This window comes from Enterobacter cloacae complex sp. IR5441, from assembly GCF_049238215.1.
Lineage (GTDB): Bacteria > Pseudomonadota > Gammaproteobacteria > Enterobacterales > Enterobacteriaceae > Enterobacter > Enterobacter hormaechei_C.
Genome location: NZ_JBMKIA010000002.1, coordinates 342,618 through 360,858, shown reverse-complemented (window position 1 = coordinate 360,858; position 18,241 = coordinate 342,618). Strand labels below are relative to the sequence as shown.

Below are 18,241 nucleotides of genomic sequence, written 5' to 3'. Positions count from 1 at the left end.
TCAATCATGGCATACAGCGAAAAAGTTATCGATCATTACGAGAACCCGCGCAACGTTGGCTCTTTTGACAACAGCGATGAATCTGTCGGTAGCGGTATGGTTGGCGCGCCAGCGTGTGGCGACGTGATGAAGTTGCAGATTAAAGTCAACAATGAAGGTATCATTGAAGACGCGCGCTTCAAGACCTACGGCTGCGGTTCAGCTATCGCGTCCAGCTCCCTGGTCACCGAATGGGTGAAGGGCAAGTCTCTGGACGAAGCACAGGCAATCAAGAACACGGATATTGCTGAAGAACTCGAACTGCCGCCGGTGAAAATTCACTGCTCAATTCTGGCAGAAGACGCGATCAAAGCCGCCATTGCGGATTACAAAAGCAAACGTGAAGCAAAATAATTGAGGTTTGAGTATGTCGATTACCCTTAGCGACAGCGCTGCCGCGCGAGTAAGCTCTTTTCTGGCGAACCGTGGTAAAGGCTTTGGCCTGCGACTGGGCGTACGTACCTCCGGCTGTTCTGGTATGGCTTACGTACTGGAGTTTGTTGACGAACCGGCGTCTGATGACACCGTGTTTGAAGACAAGGGCGTGAAGGTGGTGGTCGATGGCAAAAGCCTGCAATTCCTCAACGGCACTCAACTGGACTTCGTAAAAGAAGGCCTGAACGAAGGGTTCAAATTCACGAACCCGAACGTCAAAGACGAGTGTGGTTGCGGCGAAAGCTTCCACGTTTAACCGCGCGTCATCCAAAACCCCACCGTGGCTTTGCTACGCGTGGGGTTTGTTCTAACAGGCTACCCCTGAGATTGTTATGGATTACTTCACTCTCTTCGGACTACCCGCTCAATACCCGATCGATCTCCAGGCGCTGACGGTCCGTTTTCAGGATCTCCAGCGTCAGTACCATCCGGATAAATTCGCCAGCGGGACGCAGGCAGAGCAGCTGGCTGCGGTATCACACTCCGCAACCATCAACCAGGCCTGGCAAACGCTGCGTCATCCGCTGGCGCGTGCAGAATATCTGCTCTCGCTCCACGGTTTCGATCTGGCGAGCGAACAGCATACCGTGCGCGACACCGCCTTTCTGATGGAACAGCTGGAGCTGCGCGAAGAGCTGGATGAAATTGAACAGGCTAAAGACGAAGCGCGCCTGGAAAGCTTTATCACGCGCGTAAAGGGCATGTTCGATACCCGCCATCAGCAGATGGTGGAGCAACTGAACAACGAGACCTGGGACGTGGCGGCAGACACTGTGCGCAAACTCCGTTTTCTCGATAAACTGCGAAGCAGTGCTGAACAACTCGAAGAAAAGCTGCTCGATTTTTAATTTCGGAAGCAATTATGGCCTTATTACAAATTAGTGAGCCAGGCTTAAGCGCCGCACCGCACCAGCGTCGTCTGGCGGTCGGTATTGACCTGGGCACCACCAATTCCCTCGTGGCGACCGTGCGCAGCGGCCAGGCGGAAACGCTGGCTGACGAGCAGGGCCGCCATCTGCTGCCTTCCGTGGTCCACTACCAGCAGCAGGGTCACGCGGTCGGGTTTGATGCCCGCACCAACGCCGCGCGCGATCCGGCCAACACCATCAGCTCGGTTAAGCGCATGATGGGCCGCTCGCTGGCTGATATCCAGACCCGTTACCCGCATCTGCCGTATCAGCTACAGGCCAGCGAAAACGGCCTGCCGATGATCGCGACGTCTGCCGGTCTGCTGAACCCTATTCGCGTTTCCGCTGACATCCTCAAAGCGCTGGCGGCGCGCGCCACGGCGACGCTCGGCGGCGATCTCGACGGCGTGGTAATCACCGTTCCGGCCTACTTCGACGATGCACAGCGTCAGGGCACCAAAGACGCCGCGCGTCTGGCGGGCCTGCATGTGCTGCGTCTGCTGAACGAACCGACGGCGGCGGCCATTGCCTACGGCCTCGATTCCGGTCAGGAAGGGGTGATTGCGGTTTACGATCTCGGCGGCGGGACGTTTGATATTTCAATCCTGCGCCTGAGCCGCGGCGTGTTCGAAGTGCTGGCGACCGGCGGGGATTCCGCGCTCGGCGGCGATGACTTCGACCATCTGCTGGCAGACTACATCCGCGAGCAGGCGGGCATCAGCGATCGCAGCGATGCGCGCGTACAGCGTGAACTGCTGGATGCGGCCATCGACGCCAAAATTGCCCTGAGCGACGCGCAATCGGTCACGGTTAACGTTGCGGGCTGGCAGGGTGAGATCACCCGCAATCAGTTCAGCGAACTGATTGCGCCTCTGGTTAAGCGTACCCTGCTGGCCTGCCGTCGCGCATTGAAAGATGCGGGCGTGGAGGCCAGCGAGGTGCTGGAAGTGGTCATGGTTGGCGGCTCAACCCGCGTGCCGCTGGTGCGCGAGCGCGTGGGCGAATTCTTTGGCCGCACGCCGCTGACCTCTATCGACCCGGACAAAGTAGTTGCCGTGGGCGCCGCTATCCAGGCCGATATCCTGGTCGGCAACAAGCCGGACAGCGAAATGCTTCTGCTGGACGTCATCCCGCTGTCTCTGGGTTTAGAAACCATGGGCGGCCTGGTGGAGAAAGTCATTCCGCGTAACACCACCATTCCGGTGGCGCGCGCGCAGGAGTTTACTACCTTCAAAGACGGCCAGACCGCGATGTCCATCCACGTGATGCAGGGCGAGCGCGAGCTGGTGCAGGACTGCCGCTCTCTGGCGCGCTTTGCGCTGCGCGGAATTCCGGCGCTGCCGGCGGGCGGGGCGCATATTCGCGTTACCTTCCAGGTGGATGCGGACGGCCTGCTGAGCGTCACGGCGATGGAAAAATCGACCGGCGTGGAATCGTCCATCCAGGTGAAGCCGTCCTACGGCCTGACCGATGGCGAAATCGCCTCCATGATTCAGGACTCAATGAGCTACGCCGAGCAGGATGTGAAGGCGCGTATGCTGGCTGAACAAAAAGTTGAAGCCGCACGCGTGCTGGAAAGCCTGAACGGCGCGCTCGCTGCCGATGCCGCGCTGTTAAGCGCCGCTGAGCGTCAGGTGATTGACGATGCTGCCGCGCGCTTGAGCGCAGTGGCCGAAGGCAATGACGCTGACGCAATAGAAGAAGCCATTAAAAACGTTGATAAACAAACCCAGGACTTCGCTGCTCGCCGCATGGACAAATCTGTCCGCGTCGCGCTGAAAGGCCAGTCCGTGGACGAGGTTTAATATGCCAAAGATTGTAATTTTGCCTCATGCGGACCTCTGTCCGGATGGCGCTGTTCTGGAAGCGAAGACCGGTGAAACCATTCTCGATGTTGCCCTGCGTGCAGGTATCGAAGTGGAACACGCCTGTGAAAAATCCTGTGCCTGCACCACCTGCCACTGCATCGTGCGTGAAGGTTTCGACTCTCTCGCCGAGAGCACCGAAGACGAAGACGACATGCTGGACAAAGCATGGGGTCTGGAGCCCGACAGCCGCTTAAGCTGCCAGGCCGCGGTGACCGATGAAGATCTGGTCGTGGAGTTCCCACGTTACACCATCAACCACGCACGCGAGCATTGATATGGGACTGAAGTGGACAGACAGCCGTGAAATCGGCGAGGCGCTCTACGACGCGAACCCGGATCTCGATCCGAAGACCGTACGATTCACCGATATGCATCAGTGGATTTGCGATCTGGAAGATTTTGACGACGATCCAAACGCATCCAATGAAAAAATTCTGGAGGCGATTCTGTTAGTCTGGTTAGATGAAGCAGAATAGATAACATAAACGGGCTGCCTTCAGGCGGCCCGTTTGCTAGTTGCTAATAAGGATAAATAAAATGACCGAAGCGATGAAGATTACGCTCTCCACGCAGCCAGCCGACTCACGCTGGGGCGAAAAAGCCACCTACAGCATCAACAACGACGGTATTACCCTGCACCTGACGGGCAATGATGATTTGGGCCTGATCCAGCGCGCCGCGCGTAAAATTGACGGCCTTGGCATTAAGCATGTGTCGCTGGAAGGCGAAGGCTGGGACACCGACCGCAGCTGGGCGTTCTGGGCAGGCTACAAAGGGCCGAAAGGCACCCGCAAAATCGAGTGGGCGAACCTCGACGAAGCCGGTCAGAAAGAGCTGGAAAGCCGCCTGCAAATCATCGACTGGGTGCGCGACACCATCAACGCCCCGGCGGAAGAGTTAGGCCCTGAGCAGCTGGCGCAGCGCGCCGTCGACCTGCTGTGCGGCGTGGCGGGCGACAAGATGTCTTACCGCATCACCAAAGGTGAAGACCTGCGCGAGCAGAACTACATGGGCATCCACACCGTGGGCCGTGGCTCCGAGCGTCCTCCGGTCCTGCTGGCGCTGGATTACAACCCAACCGGCGATAAAGAAGCGCCGGTCTTTGCCTGTCTGGTCGGAAAAGGCATCACTTTCGACACCGGCGGCTACAGCCTGAAGCAGAGCGCGTTCATGGACTCCATGAAGTCCGACATGGGCGGTGCGGCCACCATCACCGGCGCGCTGGCGTTCGCCATCACCCGTGGCCTGAACAAGCGCGTGAAGCTCTACCTGTGCTGCGCGGACAACATGGTGAGCGGCAACGCCTTCAAGCTGGGCGACATCATTCGCTACCGCAACGGTAAAAACGTTGAGGTGATGAACACCGACGCCGAAGGCCGTCTGGTGCTGGCCGATGGCCTGATCGACGCCTCTGCGCAGAAGCCGGAGCTGATTATCGACATGGCAACCCTGACCGGCGCGGCGAAAACGGCGCTGGGTAACGACTATCACGCCCTGTTCAGCTTCGACGACAAGCTGGCCGATCGCCTGCTGGCCAGCGCGGCGGCGGAAAACGAACCGTTCTGGCGTCTGCCGCTGGCCGAGTTCCACCGCAGCCAGCTGCCGTCCAACTTCGCCGAGCTGAACAACACCGCGAACGCAGCGTACCCGGCGGGGGCAAGCACCGCAGCAGGCTTCCTGTCTCACTTCGTTGAGAACTACCATGAAGGCTGGCTGCACATTGACTGCTCCGCAACCTACCGTAAAGCGGCGGTTGAGCAGTGGTCTGCGGGTGCGACCGGTCTGGGTGTGCGTACCGTGGCGAATCTGCTGACGGCTGAGTAATCTTTTTTGCCCTCACCCTAACCCTCTCCCACAGGGAGAGGGGATGGTTTGCTCCCTCTCCCTTGAGGGAGAGGGCTGGGGTGAGGGGGAAATGCATCATCTGGAATTGTTATGTCAGAAACCAAAAACGAATTAGAAACCCTGCTGGAGCAGGCGGCGACCGAACCCGCCCACCGTCCGGCCTTTTTCCGCACGCTGCTGGAATCCACCGTCTGGGTGCCGGGCACCGCGGCGGAAGGGGAGCAGGTTGTCGAAGACAGCGCGCTGGATCTGCTGCACTGGGAGAAAGACGACGGCACCTCGGTGATCCCGTTCTTTACTTCGCTCGAGGCCTTGCAGGAAGCGGTAGAAGACGAACAGGCGTTCGTGGTGATGCCGGTGCGCACGTTGTTCGAAATGACCCTGGGGCAGACGCTGTTCCTCAACGCCAAACTGCCGACCGGGAAAGAGTTTACTCCGCGCGAAATCAGCCACCTGATTGGTGACGAGGGCAACCCGCTCAGCACTCAGGAGGTGCTGGAAGGGGGCGAAACGCTGCTGCTGTCTGAAGTGGCCGAGCCGCCCGCGCAGATGATTGACTCCCTGACCACGCTGTTTAAAACCATCAAGCCGGTAAAACGCGCGTTTCTCTGCTCCATCAAAGAGAGCGCTGACGAAAAGCCTGTTCTGCTGATAGGGATTGAGGCCGACGGCGATATCGACGAGATCATCCAGGCAGCGGGAAGCGTGGCAACCGACACCCTGCCGGGCGATGAGCCGATTGATATCTGTCAGGTGAAGAAAGGTGAGAAGGGGATCAGCCACTTTATTACCGAGCACATCACCCCGTTCTACGAGCGTCGCTGGGGCGGCTTCCTGCGCGATCTCAAGACCAACCGCATTATCTGATTACGGCGGGGTGACCTTCACCCCGTTGCTTCCAGCAGCAGTAAATCCATCAGCAGCACCAGATTCGACTCAAACGACGTTACCCCTGCGGCTTCGGCGGCGAAATGTACCGCTTCGTCATAGAGGGCAAAATGCACGTCCGCCATACCCGCCAGCGTATTGGCCGACGCGCGGGTAAACGCGACGATCGTCATGCCGACGTTTTTGGCGATCCGCGCTTTATCCAGTACCTGCTCCGTTTCGCCGCTGCGTGAAACGGCAATAAACACCTGATAGCGCGCGGCGTTGCTGAGAAAAATATTCCGGCTGTCTCCCGGCCCGGAGATGAACGCCGTTTTTCCCAGCACCTGCAACTTCTTGGTCAGGTACTCGGCAAAAAGGTACGAAAACCCGGCGCCGTAGAGAAAGAAGCTCTCTTTCTGGCGCAGCAGGCTGGCAAACTGCTGGCGTTTGTCCTGAGTGACCCACTGGAAGGTCTGCTGATAGTTGGCAACGAACCGGGTAAAAAGCCCGGGCATTTCCGCATGTTGCTCAGGCTGTACGGTGATATGCGGCGTGTCAGAAAGCAACTGCTTGCAGTGCCAGATAAACTCGCTAAAGCCGCTAAACCCCAGCTTCTGACACAGCCGCATAATCGTCGCGGTAGAGACAAATGTCGCCTGCGCCAGCTCGCGCACCGTGATGTTGCCCACCAGCAATGGATGCTCAGTGAGGTGGGCGAGGACGCGATACTCCGCGCGGGTCAGCGACGATCCGCGCGTTAACAGCGTTGCCAGGCGGTTATCCATTATTTCGCCGGTTCAACCGGCAGATCGTCCCGTGCACCCCATTCACTCCAGGCGCCGTCGTACAGAGTCACGTCATTCGCGCCAAGGGTTGCCAGCGCCAGGATCACCACGCAGGCCGTCACGCCGGAGCCGCAGCTGGCAATAACCGGACGATGCAAATCCACGCCCTGACGTTCAAAAATGGCACGCAATTCATCGGTGGTTTTCAGCTCGCCTTCAAACACCAGATCGCCCCACGGTACGTTCAGCGCCCCCGGGATATGTCCGCGTTTCAGTCCCGGACGCGGCTCGTCCGTTTCTGCGTTGAAACGTGGAGCGGGACGCGCATCGACGATTTGCGCCGTGTTTTCGTGGCTCACGACCAGCACGTCGGTCAGGCGCTTGACCACGTTAGCGTCAAACGTGGCATCAAATTCCCCTTCCGGCAGCGTGACGTCACCCTGCTGAAGCGGTAGTTCGTCGCGCTTCCAGCCTGCAAGTCCGCCCGCCAGAATCGATACCTTTTCCACGCCGAAGTTTTTCAGCATCCACCACGCTCGCGGCGCGGAAAACAGATTACCTTCATCGTAAACAACAAGATGTTTATCTTTGCTGATGCCCAGCTCGCGCATCGCCACGGAAAACGCTTCCGGGCGAGGCAGCATGTGCGGCAGGGGAGAGGTGTGATCGGAGAGGGCTTCGATATCAAAAAATACCGCGCCAGGCAGGTGCCCTGCACGGTATTCAGCGGGAACGTCACGATGCTCCTGGCCCGGAGGGGCCATGCGCGCGTCGATAATCTGAACTTCCGGGTCGTCGCCGTGCTCAATCAGCCAGTCGGCAGCGACAAAATATGAGGTGGACATGGTTGCCTCCATTCTTTTCCGTAAAAAAGGATTGTCGGTGTTTTTTCTGACACCGACAAGCTAACCACGTTCAACTCGCGAGCAAGCCCCTATTTTTTCACCGCTTCACCGTCCTGCCAGGCCTTTTGCAGCGCAGGCCAGTAGTCGCGGTTGGCTTCGATCATTTCATCCAGAATCGCTTTCGCGTGCTCCATGGTCGGCACGGTGCGGTTCAGAGTGAACGCCTGCAACGCTTTCTCGTAGCTGCCTTCGATGGTTGCCTCAACCAGCAGCTGTTCAGAGGCCAGCTGCTGTTGCAGGAGCGTCTGGTGGAACAGCGGTACCTGACCCACGCGGACAGGCTCCGGCCCTTCGGAGGTGATATAGGCAGGCACTTCCACCACCGCATCGTACGGCAGGTTGGTAATCGCCCCGCGGTTTTCCACCATCACCAGATGGCGTTGGCGCAGGTTGAACGCCAGTGAGCAGGCGACATCGACGATAAATTCGCCGTGAACACCTACGTGGAAGGCGTCCGGTAAAATTCCGGTGCGCTGGTACTCTTCGGCGGCGGCAAACAGCTTTTTCTCACGCCCGTTCATCACTTCGTTGGCGCGGGTATAGTCAGGGTTCTGATGCTCCACAATCTGGTTTGGCATCAGGTAGTACTGTAGATACGGGTTCGGCAGGTACTCCGGGAAGTTATCCATAATCGGCTTGATGTTGCGCCAGGTTTTCACCCACGACGGATCCGAGTGCTGCGGGTCGGTTTTCGCGGCATCTTCCGTCAGCAGGCCAAACTTCGCGATATGTTTACGCAGCTCCGGCAGCTTGTCCTCGCCGTCCACCCGCACGCGGGTAAACCAGCCGAAGTGGTTGAGGCCGAAATAGTCCACCTCCAGTTTATGACGATCCACGCCCAGAATGGCGCCCATATTGCGCATGGCGGCAACCGGCATATCGCAGATATTCAGCACGCGTGCGTTGGGGCGCAGGCGACGCACGCCCTCGGCGACAATCGCCGCCGGGTTGGAGTAGTTCACGATCCACGCCTTTTCGTGCGCGTAGCGTTCCACCCGATCGATCAGCTCTACCATCGGCAGGATAGTACGCAGGCCATATGCCAGCCCGCCGGGTCCGCAGGTTTCCTGGCCGACCACCCCGTGGCGCAGCGGGATCTTTTCATCCTGCTCGCGCATTTTGTACTGTCCGACGCGCATCTGGGCAAAAACAAAATGCGCGCCGCTGAAGGCCACTTCCGGGTCGCTGGTGACGGTGAATTTGATGCTCTGGCTGTGGTCGCGAATAACCTTCTCCACCACGGGCGCAATGGTGTTCTGGCGCGCCTCGTCAATGTCATACAGGCGGATCTCTGCCAGAGGGAAATCATGCAGACGTACCATCAGGCTTTTCACAATACCTGGCGTGTAGGTGCTACCGCCGCCGGCAATCGACAGAATAAATGGGGATGTAAACATCTTTAGCTCCTTTCAGAGAAACGTCTCAACGGCTTCTCGCATTTTTTTGACATGCAGCCCGTAGACCACCTGAACGTTGTTACCTTGTTTGATAACCCCTTTCGCGCCGGTCGCTTTCAGGCGCGGTTCGTCGATGATGTCGACGTCCTTCACCGTGACGCGTAAGCGGGTGTAGCAGTTATCCACTACCTCTATATTTTCCCGACCGCCCAGACCCACCACGATGGATTCGCCCAGCTCGTCGTTATTGCCCTTCGCCTGGTACTCCTGCTTGCTGTAAAGGCGTGTCTCCTGGTCCTCATCTTCACGCCCCGGCGTTTTCATGTTGAAGCGCAGGATCAGGAAGCGGAATACCACGAAATAAAGGGCGAACATGATCAGCCCGACCACGATGTACATGGGCCAGTTGGACTTCTCCGTGCCGAGCGGCAGGTTGTAGAGGATGAAATCGATAATCCCGTTGGCGCCGATGGCGTGAACGCCAAACAGCGAGAACAGCATCATGCCGATGCCGGTCAGCACCGCATGCACCACGAACAGCAGCGGGGCGACGAACAGGAAGGAGAATTCAATCGGCTCGGTTACGCCGACCAGCAGCGAGGTCAGCGCCGCCGGGATCAGAATCGCTTTCGCAATCGCTTTACGCTCTGGCTTCGCGGTCATGTACATCGCCAGCGCGGCGGCAGGAAGGCCGAACATCTTGCTGATGCCGCGCGCATCCCACATCACGGTACTGCTGAGCTGCTTCACGTCCGGGCAGGCCATCTCGGCGAAGTAGATATTGCGCGCGCCCTGGTAAACCGTACCGCACACCTCCTGCGTACCGCCCAGTTCGGTATACAGGAACGGCGTATAGACCAGATGATGCAGGCCCGTCGGCACCAGAATGCGTTCAAGGAAACCGTAGATCGCCACGCCAAACGGACCGGACCCTTTGATCGCCAGCGCCAGGGCGCTTATTCCATGCTGTGCGTACGGCCAGAGTTCGCTCATGACCACGCCGAGCAGCATAGAGACAGGCAGTATCACAATCGCGACAAAGCAGTGGCCGGAGTAAATCGCCATCGCGCCGTTAAACTGGACACCGGAATATTTGTTGTACAGATAACCGGAGAGCGCCCCGGTCAGGATCCCGGCGAAAACGCCCATCTCCAGCACCTGGACGCCCAGCACCATGCTTTGTCCGGCGGCTTTCATCTGTTCCGCAGGGGCCAGTTCTCCCTGAAGCTGTAACGTCACGTTCATCGCGTTAATGAATACGATAAAGGTCACCAGCCCAATCAACGCCGCGTAGCCTTTGTCTCGTGTTGCCAGTCCAATGGGGATCCCGACGGCAAACACCAGCGCCAGGTTGACCAGCACCGACACGGCAGATTTGGCGATCAGCTGGCCGACACTCTGGATCAGCGGGTGGCCGAGAAACGGCAGGTACTCGGCCAGATTGCCGTTACCCAGTACATTCCCGAAGGCGATAAACAGGCCGACGATGGGTAAGATAAGTACAGGTCCGTACAATGATTTTCCGAAATTTTGTAGGGCGTTCACGGCTCGTTTCATGGCTTTCTCTCTTATTGAACCGCGCACTCGGGGTGCGTCATGGTCATAAAACTAGCAGGCCTGATGCGAGCTTATCCAGCTATCTTCTTGTTTTAAAAACAAATGACGCGAAAGGTAACATGTTACGTTATGCGCTGTGATCGCCGTTCCATCACGGTTTGGCTGCGTGATGCCATTCTGCGAGGTGCTTTCCAGATTATAAAATTGGACTTTTTGTATTAACGAAACTTGCGGATAATACTTATCCGGACGATGACCAACAGGCCCCTCAGGCCAGGGACACAGGATGAAACCGTTTCGCTTAGCTGCGATCTCTCTCGCGCTGCTCACCACCTTTACGCTTGTCGGCTGTGATAACAGCGACGACAAACCTCAGGCCGCTGCCCCCGCAGCGTCTACTGCATCAGAACAGAAAACCCCGGCAAAACCGGATCCTGAAAAGCTGGCTAAGCTGGCCGCGCAGAGTCAGGGCAAGGCGTTGACGCTGCTGGATGCCTCTGAAGTGCAACTCGACGGCGCTGCGACGCTGGTTCTGACCTTCTCTGTACCGCTGGATCCCAGCCAGGATTTTGCGAAAACGGTGCATGTGGTGGATAAAAAAAGCGGCAAAGTGGACGGCGCCTGGGAACTGGCCCCCAATCTGAAAGAGCTGCGCCTGCGCCATCTGGAGCCGAATCGTAATCTGGTCGTCACCGTCGAACGTAATTTGCTGGCGCTGAACAAAGCGACATTCGGCATCGACTATGAAAAAGCGATCACCACCCGGGATGTTGAACCGACGGTCGGATTCGCCAGCCGCGGATCGCTGCTGCCGGGTAAGGTGGTGGAAGGGTTGCCGGTGATGGCGCTCAACGTCAACAATGTGGATGTGAACTTCTATCGCGTGAAGCCGGAGTCGCTGGCCTCGTTTGTCAGCCAGTGGGAGTACCGTAACTCGCTGACCAACTGGGAATCTGACAACCTGCTGAAGATGGCGGAACTGGTCTACACCGGCCGTTTCGACCTCAACCCGGCGCGCAATACGCGTGAAAAACTGCTCCTGCCGCTCAAAGATATTAAGCCGCTCCAGCAGTCTGGCGTCTATATCGCCGTGATGAATCAGGCTGGTCACTATAACTACAGTAACGCCGCGACGCTCTTTACCTTAAGTGATATTGGGCTGTCCGCTCACCGTTATCATAACCGCCTGGACATCTTCACCCAGAGTCTTGAAAACGGTGCGGCGCAGTCAGGTGTGGCCATTACCCTTCTGAACGATAAAGGGCAGACCCTGGCCGAGGCGAACAGCGACGCCGATGGTCATGCGAAACTGGAAACCGATAAAGAAGCCGCGCTGATCCTGGCCAGTAAAGATGGCCAGACCACGCTTCTCGACCTCAAACTTCCGGCGCTGGATCTGGCGGAGTTTGATATCGCCGGTAACCCGGGTTACAGCAAACAGTTCTTTATGTTTGGCCCGCGCGATATCTATCGTCCGGGTGAAACGGTGATCCTGAACGGCCTGCTTCGCGACAGCGATGGCAAACCGCTTCCCGATCAGCCGGTAAAACTTGACGTGCTGCGCCCGGACGGACAGGTGGCGCGTACGGTCGTTGTGCAACCTGAGAACGGCCTTTATCGCTTCAACTATCCGCTCGATAGCGGCGCCCAGACCGGCATGTGGCATATTCGCGCGAATACGGGCGATAACCAGCAGCGCATGTGGGATTTCCACGTCGAAGATTTTATGCCTGAGCGTATGGCGCTGAATCTGACCGGGCAAAAAACGCCAGTTTCCCCGCAGGATAATGTCGACTTTAACGTTGCTGGCTATTACCTGTATGGCGCGCCGGCTAACGGTAATTCTCTGCAAGGCCAGCTTTTCCTGCGTCCGCTACGTGACGCGGTGCCTGCGCTGCCTGGCTTCCAGTTCGGTGATATTGCCGAGGAGAACCTGAGCCGCAGCCTGGATGAAGTGCAGCTTACGCTGGACGAACAGGGGCGTGGGCAGGTTACCACCGAAAGCCAGTGGAAAGAGGCGCACTCGCCGCTGCAACTGATTTTGCAGGCCAGCCTGCTGGAATCAGGTGGGCGTCCGGTAACGCGACGCGCCGAGCAGGCTATCTGGCCTGCGGCTGAACTTCCGGGGATCCGCCCACAGTTCGCCAGCAAGGCCGTTTACGACTACCGTACCGATACCACCGTCAATCAGCCGATTGTCGATGAAAACGGCAACGCCAGCTTTGACATCGTCTATGCCGATGCCAGCGGGACGAAAAAAGCGGTATCTGGTTTGCAGGTGCGTCTGATCCGTGAGCGTCGCGACTACTTCTGGAACTGGTCCGAGAGTGAGGGCTGGCAGTCCCAGTTTGATCAAAAAGATCTGGTTGAGGGCGAGCAGGAGCTAAACCTCAAGGCCGATGAAACCGGTAAAGTCACCTTCCCGGTGGAGTGGGGCTCATACCGTCTGGAAGTGAAAGCCCCTGATGACATGGTCAGCAGCGTGCGCTTCTGGGCGGGGTACAGCTGGCAGGATAACAGCGATGGCACGGGCGCTGCTCGCCCGGATCGTGTGACGCTGAAACTGGACAAGCCATCCTATCAGCCAGGCGATACCATCAACCTGCATATTGCAGCGCCGGCCGCAGGCAAGGGCTATGCAATGATCGAATCCAGCGAAGGACCGCTGTGGTGGAAAGAGATCGACGTGCCAGCAAACGGTCTGGATCTCGCCATTCCGGTGGATAAGGACTGGAAACGTCACGATCTCTACCTCAGCACGCTGGTGGTTCGTCCTGGCGATAAATCCAAATCCGCCACGCCAAAACGGGCGGTTGGCCTGCTGCATCTGCCAATGGGGGACGAAAATCGTCGCCTGAACATCGCACTGGATAACCCGCAAAAAATGCGTCCGAACCAGACGCTTTCTGTGAAAGTGAAAGCCAGCGTAAAAGAGGGGACTGTGCCACAGAAGGTGAACGTACTGGTCTCGGCTGTCGATAGCGGCGTGCTGAACATTACCGACTACGTCACGCCGGATCCGTGGGAAGCTTTCTTCGGTCAGAAGCGCTATGGCGCGGACATCTATGATGTTTACGGCCAGGTGATTGAAGGTCAGGGACGTCTGGCCGCACTGCGCTTTGGCGGAGACGGCGATGAACTGAAACGCGGCGGTAAGCCACCGGTGAACCATGTCACCATAATTGCCCAGCAGGCGCAGCCGGTTACGCTTGATGCCAACGGCGAAGGCACCATCACGCTGCCGATTGGCGATTTCAACGGCGAACTGCGTCTGATGGCGCAGGCCTGGACGGAAGACGATTTCGGCAGCAGCGAAAGCAAAATCATTGTGGCGGCTCCGATTATCACCGAGCTTAACACGCCGCGATTCCTCGCCAGTGGCGATACCTCCCGCCTGACGCTGGACCTGACTAACCTGACGGACCAGCCGCAAACGCTGAACATTGCGTTAACCGCAACCGGTAAGTTGTCGCTCGAAGGCGCTCAGCCAGAGCCGGTTAAGCTGCCGCCTGGCGCACGTAGCACCCTGTTTATTCCGGTGCGCGCCCTGGAAGGCTATGGTGATGGTGAAGTGACTGCTCAGGTGTCGGGGCTTCAGCTCCCTGGTGAGACGTTTGCGCCGCAGCAGAAGAGCTGGAAAATTGGCGTGCGTCCCGCATTCCCGGCGCAAACGGTGAATACGGGCACGATGCTGAACCCTGGCGAATCCTGGAGTGCCCCAGCACAGCATATCAACGGTTTCTCGCCTGCCACGCTACAGGGGCAACTGTTGCTCAGTGGTAAACCACCTTTAAATCTGGCACGCTACATTCGTGAACTTCAGGCTTATCCATACGGATGTCTTGAGCAGACCACCAGCGGCCTGTTCCCGTCGCTTTACACCAACGCGGCACAACTTAAGGCTCTGGGTATTAAAGGCGATACCGACGATAAACGCCGTGCGGCCATTGATATCGGGATCTCCCGTCTGCTGCAAATGCAGCGTGACGATGGCGGTTTTGCCTTGTGGGATAAAAACGGCCCGGAAGAGTACTGGCTGACCGCCTATGTCACGGACTTCCTGGTGCGGGCAGGGGAGCAGGGTTACAGCGTGCCTGCCGAGGCAGTGAATAACGCCAACAGCCGACTGCTGCGCTATTTACAGGATCCGGGGATGATGTCCATCCGCTACAGCGACGACACCCAGGCCAGCAAATTTGCTGTTCAGGCGTACGCTTCGCTGGTGCTGGCTCGTCAGCAAAAAGCGCCGCTCGGTGCGCTGCGTGAAATCTGGGAGCGCCACGCTCAGGCTGCTTCCGGGCTTCCGTTGATGCAGCTGGGCATGGCACTCAAACTGATGGGGGATGCACCGCGCAGCCAGCAGGCGCTGGATCTGGCTCTCAAAACTCCCCGTAACGACAGCCGAAACTGGATGGCGGATTACGGCAGCCAACTGCGTGATAATGCCCTGATGCTCTCCCTGCTGGAAGAGTACAAGCTGATGCCGGATGCGCAAAACAGGCTGCTGAACACGTTATCTGAAGACGCGTTCAGCCAGCGCTGGCTGTCTACTCAGGAGAGCAATGCGCTGTTCCTGGCCGGACGTTCACTGCAAACCTTGTCAGGCGCGTGGCAGGCGACGACCACCCTCTCTGAACAGACCCAGAGCAGTGATAAAGCGCAGGTAGAAAACCTGAACAGCGCTCAGCTTGGTGCGTTGCAGGTGACGAATACCGGCACTACGCCGCTGTGGGTACGACTGGACACGACTGGCTATCCGGAGTATGCGCCTCAGCCATCCTCTAATGTCTTGCAGATTGAACGTCATATCCTGGCGACAGACGGCAGCAGCAAGTCGCTCTCTTCTCTGAAGAGCGGTGAGCTGGTTCTGGTGTGGCTGGAGGTGAAGGCCAGCCAGAACGTGCCGGATGCGCTGGTGGTGGATCTGCTCCCGGCAGGTCTGGAGCTGGAAAACCAGAATCTGGCGAGCAGCAGCGCCAGCTTGCAGGACAGCGGCAGTGAAGTGCAAAACCTGCTGAATCAGATGCAACAGTCTGATATTCAGCACATGGAATTCCGCGACGATCGCTTTGTGGCCGCGGTGCCGGTCAATGAAGGTCAGCCGGTCACGCTGGTTTACCTGGCCCGTGCCGTTACGCCGGGAACCTATCGGGTGCCTGTTCCGATGGTCGAGTCCATGTATGTTCCGCAGTGGCGGGCAACGGGGGCGGCCAGTGGCCCGCTGATCGTTGTTCCGTAAGATGCGGATAGCACGCCTGATTCGCTCCCGCTGGCTGTGGCTGGCGGGAGCGCTTCTCGTTTCAGGGGGGCTGATTGTCGTCGCTGACCGCGTGTGGCCGTTGCCCCTGAAAGAGGTCAACCCAGCGCGAGTGGTGGTGGATGAGCAGGGTGTTCCGCTGTGGCGTTTTGCCGACAGCGAAGGCATCTGGCGCTATCCGGTTACCATTGAAGAGGTTTCCCCACGCTATCTTGAGGCGCTGATCCAGTATGAAGATCGCTGGTTCTGGGATCACCCGGGCGTCAATCCGCTTTCTGTACTGCGTGCCGCCTGGCAGGATCTCACCTCCGGGAGAGTGGTTTCCGGCGGGAGCACGCTTACCATGCAGGTGGCGCGCCTGCTGGATCCGCATCCGCGTACCTTTGGCGGTAAAATTCGTCAGCTGTGGCGGGCGATGCAGCTGGAGTGGCATCTCTCCAAGCGTGAAATCCTGACGCTGTATCTTAACCGTGCCCCGTTTGGCGGCACGTTGCAGGGCGTGGGCGCGGCAAGCTGGACTTACCTGGGCAAACCGCCGTCTCAGCTGAGCTATTCCGACGCGGCGCTGCTGGCAGTGCTGCCGCAGGCACCCAGCCGTCTGCGCCCGGATCGCTGGCCGGAACGTGCCGAAGCGGCGCGGAACAAAGTGCTCGACCGCATGCGGACTCAGGGCGTCTGGTCTGAGAAGCAGGTGAAAGAGTCCCGTGAAGAGCCGGTCTGGCTGGCTCCCCGGCAGATGCCGCAGCTGGCGCCGCTCTTTTCCCGCATGATGCTGAGTAAAAGTCGTGACACAAAAATAGTCACCACGCTGGATGCAGCTTTGCAACGACAGCTTGAAGAGCTGGCAATGAACTGGAAATCACGCCTGCCTGCCCGCAGTTCGCTGGCGATGATCGTCGTGGATCATACATCCATGAAAGTGCGTGGCTGGGTAGGCTCGGTAGATATCAATGATGACAGCCGTTTCAGCCACGTGGATATGGTCAATGCGATCCGATCGCCGGGATCGGTCCTCAAGCCATTCATCTATGGCATGGCGCTGGACGATGGTCTGATCCATCCCGCTTCGTTATTGCAGGATGTGCCAAGAAAAACGGGGGATTATCGTCCGGGCAACTTTGACAGCGGCTTCCATGGGCCGGTCAGTATGAGCGAAGCCCTGGTGCGTTCCCTCAACCTGCCTGCGGTGCAGGTTCTGGAAGCGTACGGCCCAAAACGTTTTGCCGGAATGCTGAGCAACGCGGGATTACCGCTCATTCTGCCTGCGGGGGCACAGCCCAACCTCTCTCTGATCCTGGGGGGCGCAGGCGCACGCCTGGCTGATATCGCTGCCGCCTATAGCGCCTTTGCGCGTCAGGGTAAGGCGGGCCGGCTGCGTTTACAGCCGGGCGATCCGCTGATCGAACGTCCGCTGTTATCGCAGGGGGCGGCGTGGATCATTCGACGCATTCTCGCTAATGAAGCACAGCCCCTGCCGGACAGTGCGCTGCCCCAGGTTGCGCCGCTGGCGTGGAAAACGGGCACCAGCTATGGCTACCGGGATGCCTGGGCCATCGGCCTGAATGCCCGGTATGTCATTGGAATCTGGACCGGACGCCCGGACGGCACGCCCGTTGCCGGGCAGTTTGGTTTCGCCAGCGCGGTACCGCTCCTGAATCAGGTCAATAACATGCTTCAGTCCCGCTCGATGGTGGATGAAGCGCGCCTGCCGCGCGATCCGCGTCCTGCAAGCGTAGGACGGGGCGTGATTTGCTGGCCGGGGGGCCAGTCCCTGCCTGAAGGGAGCGAAAACTGTCGGCGTCGGCTGTCAACCTGGCTGCTGGAAGGCAGTGAACCGCCTACGCTACTGCTGCCGGAACAGGAAGGTATTCGCGGGATCCGTTTCCCGGTCTGGCTGGATAAAGAAGGCAAACGCGTTGCGGCGGATTGTCCTGATGCGACAGAGAAAGTGCTGGATGTCTGGCCGCTACCGCTGGAGCCCTGGCTGCCTGCTGCTGAAAAACGGGCTGCTCGTCTCCCAGCCCGTTCAGCTATTTGCCCTCCGCTGGATAACCATAATGCGGCGCCGATGATGTTGTCAGGCGTCAGAGAAGGGGCGGTAATTAAACGTCTTCCGGGTGAGAAAAATATGACCCTCAACGTTTCAACCAGCGGCGGGGAGGGACAACGATGGTGGTTTTTGAATGGCGAACCGCTGGACGGGCACCAGAAGAATTATTCACTGCAATTATATTTGCCGGGTAAATATCAATTAATTGTATTAGATGAAACAGGACAAACGGCGACAGTGAATTTTGAATTAGATCGCTAAGTATTACCCCTCAAGAGTTAGCTTGATAATTATCAATATTCGTTCCTGAAAAAAAACGAGAATG

14 protein-coding genes are annotated in these 18,241 nt (G+C 58.2%); 10 read left to right on the top strand and 4 right to left on the bottom strand.

The window, feature by feature from the left end; translation table 11 throughout:
- The first annotated feature begins 6 nt into the window (after window positions 1–6).
- The 8 genes from iscU (at window position 7) to sseB (ending at window position 5,962) form a co-directional block, all read left to right on the top strand.
- Window positions 7–393, top strand: a complete 387-nt coding sequence (gene iscU / locus ACOTX5_RS04385) for a Fe-S cluster assembly scaffold IscU (protein WP_003860661.1) — start codon at window positions 7–9, stop codon at window positions 391–393.
- Window positions 394–406: 13 nt separating this feature from the next.
- Window positions 407–730 (top strand): iron-sulfur cluster assembly protein IscA, encoded by a 324-nt coding sequence (iscA, locus tag ACOTX5_RS04380; RefSeq protein WP_003860659.1) that lies wholly within the window; start codon window positions 407–409, stop codon window positions 728–730.
- 76 nt (window positions 731–806) lie between these two features.
- Window positions 807–1,322, top strand: coding sequence for a co-chaperone HscB (hscB, locus tag ACOTX5_RS04375; protein WP_003860657.1), 516 nt, complete (start codon window positions 807–809; stop codon window positions 1,320–1,322).
- Between the two features lie 14 nt (window positions 1,323–1,336).
- A complete protein-coding gene (gene hscA, locus ACOTX5_RS04370; RefSeq protein WP_032654486.1) occupies window positions 1,337–3,187 on the top strand; it encodes a Fe-S protein assembly chaperone HscA in 1,851 nt (616 codons plus the stop codon).
- A 1-nt stretch (window position 3,188) separates the two neighbouring features.
- The gene (fdx, locus tag ACOTX5_RS04365) at window positions 3,189–3,524 is read left to right on the top strand and encodes an ISC system 2Fe-2S type ferredoxin (protein WP_003860652.1); all 336 of its coding nucleotides are present in this window, start codon (window positions 3,189–3,191) and stop codon (window positions 3,522–3,524) included.
- Between the two features lies 1 nt (window position 3,525).
- Entirely contained in the window at window positions 3,526–3,726 is a 201-nt protein-coding gene (iscX, locus tag ACOTX5_RS04360; protein ID WP_003860650.1) for a Fe-S cluster assembly protein IscX, read from the top strand.
- Between the two features lie 61 nt (window positions 3,727–3,787).
- Entirely contained in the window at window positions 3,788–5,074 is a 1,287-nt protein-coding gene (pepB, locus tag ACOTX5_RS04355; protein ID WP_032671867.1) for an aminopeptidase PepB, read from the top strand.
- Between the two features lie 111 nt (window positions 5,075–5,185).
- Window positions 5,186–5,962, top strand: a complete 777-nt coding sequence (sseB, locus tag ACOTX5_RS04350) for an enhanced serine sensitivity protein SseB (protein WP_023325069.1) — start codon at window positions 5,186–5,188, stop codon at window positions 5,960–5,962.
- A 17-nt stretch (window positions 5,963–5,979) separates the two neighbouring features.
- Here the strand turns inward: sseB and ACOTX5_RS04345 are convergent, their stop codons facing one another.
- The 4 genes from ACOTX5_RS04345 to ACOTX5_RS04330 form a co-directional block, all read right to left on the bottom strand.
- Window positions 5,980–6,750, bottom strand: a complete 771-nt coding sequence (locus tag ACOTX5_RS04345) for a MurR/RpiR family transcriptional regulator (RefSeq protein WP_017692918.1) — start codon at window positions 6,748–6,750, stop codon at window positions 5,980–5,982.
- Entirely contained in the window at window positions 6,750–7,595 is an 846-nt protein-coding gene (gene sseA / locus ACOTX5_RS04340; RefSeq protein WP_421632443.1) for a 3-mercaptopyruvate sulfurtransferase, read from the bottom strand. Before sseA ends, ACOTX5_RS04345 begins: the two co-directional genes overlap by 1 nt.
- A gap of 89 nt (window positions 7,596–7,684) precedes the next feature.
- Complete coding sequence (locus ACOTX5_RS04335) at window positions 7,685–9,052, bottom strand: 6-phospho-alpha-glucosidase (RefSeq protein WP_032671866.1); 1,368 nt, start codon at window positions 9,050–9,052, stop codon at window positions 7,685–7,687.
- Window positions 9,053–9,064: 12 nt separating this feature from the next.
- Window positions 9,065–10,609, bottom strand: a complete 1,545-nt coding sequence (locus ACOTX5_RS04330; protein ID WP_045911320.1) for a PTS transporter subunit EIIC — start codon at window positions 10,607–10,609, stop codon at window positions 9,065–9,067.
- A gap of 286 nt (window positions 10,610–10,895) precedes the next feature.
- On the opposite strand from ACOTX5_RS04330, the gene ACOTX5_RS04325 reads away from it, so the two are divergent.
- Together ACOTX5_RS04325 and pbpC are read left to right on the top strand one after the other, a co-directional pair.
- The gene (locus ACOTX5_RS04325) at window positions 10,896–15,848 is read left to right on the top strand and encodes an alpha-2-macroglobulin family protein (protein ID WP_045911321.1); all 4,953 of its coding nucleotides are present in this window, start codon (window positions 10,896–10,898) and stop codon (window positions 15,846–15,848) included.
- 1 nt (window position 15,849) lies between these two features.
- Complete coding sequence (gene pbpC, locus ACOTX5_RS04320; RefSeq protein WP_045911322.1) at window positions 15,850–18,177, top strand: peptidoglycan glycosyltransferase PbpC; 2,328 nt, start codon at window positions 15,850–15,852, stop codon at window positions 18,175–18,177.
- Window positions 18,178–18,241 lie beyond the last annotated feature (64 nt).

Coding starts and splice junctions, on each gene's coding strand:
- iscU (WP_003860661.1), top strand. CDS start 7: ATGGCATACAGCGAAAAAGTTATCGATCATTACGAGAACCCGCGCAAC.
- iscA (WP_003860659.1), top strand. CDS start 407: ATGTCGATTACCCTTAGCGACAGCGCTGCCGCGCGAGTAAGCTCTTTT.
- hscB (WP_003860657.1), top strand. CDS start 807: ATGGATTACTTCACTCTCTTCGGACTACCCGCTCAATACCCGATCGAT.
- hscA (WP_032654486.1), top strand. CDS start 1,337: ATGGCCTTATTACAAATTAGTGAGCCAGGCTTAAGCGCCGCACCGCAC.
- fdx (WP_003860652.1), top strand. CDS start 3,189: ATGCCAAAGATTGTAATTTTGCCTCATGCGGACCTCTGTCCGGATGGC.
- iscX (WP_003860650.1), top strand. CDS start 3,526: ATGGGACTGAAGTGGACAGACAGCCGTGAAATCGGCGAGGCGCTCTAC.
- pepB (WP_032671867.1), top strand. CDS start 3,788: ATGACCGAAGCGATGAAGATTACGCTCTCCACGCAGCCAGCCGACTCA.
- sseB (WP_023325069.1), top strand. CDS start 5,186: ATGTCAGAAACCAAAAACGAATTAGAAACCCTGCTGGAGCAGGCGGCG.
- ACOTX5_RS04345 (WP_017692918.1), bottom strand. CDS start 6,750: ATGGATAACCGCCTGGCAACGCTGTTAACGCGCGGATCGTCGCTGACC.
- sseA (WP_421632443.1), bottom strand. CDS start 7,595: ATGTCCACCTCATATTTTGTCGCTGCCGACTGGCTGATTGAGCACGGC.
- ACOTX5_RS04335 (WP_032671866.1), bottom strand. CDS start 9,052: ATGTTTACATCCCCATTTATTCTGTCGATTGCCGGCGGCGGTAGCACC.
- ACOTX5_RS04330 (WP_045911320.1), bottom strand. CDS start 10,609: ATGAAACGAGCCGTGAACGCCCTACAAAATTTCGGAAAATCATTGTAC.
- ACOTX5_RS04325 (WP_045911321.1), top strand. CDS start 10,896: ATGAAACCGTTTCGCTTAGCTGCGATCTCTCTCGCGCTGCTCACCACC.
- pbpC (WP_045911322.1), top strand. CDS start 15,850: ATGCGGATAGCACGCCTGATTCGCTCCCGCTGGCTGTGGCTGGCGGGA.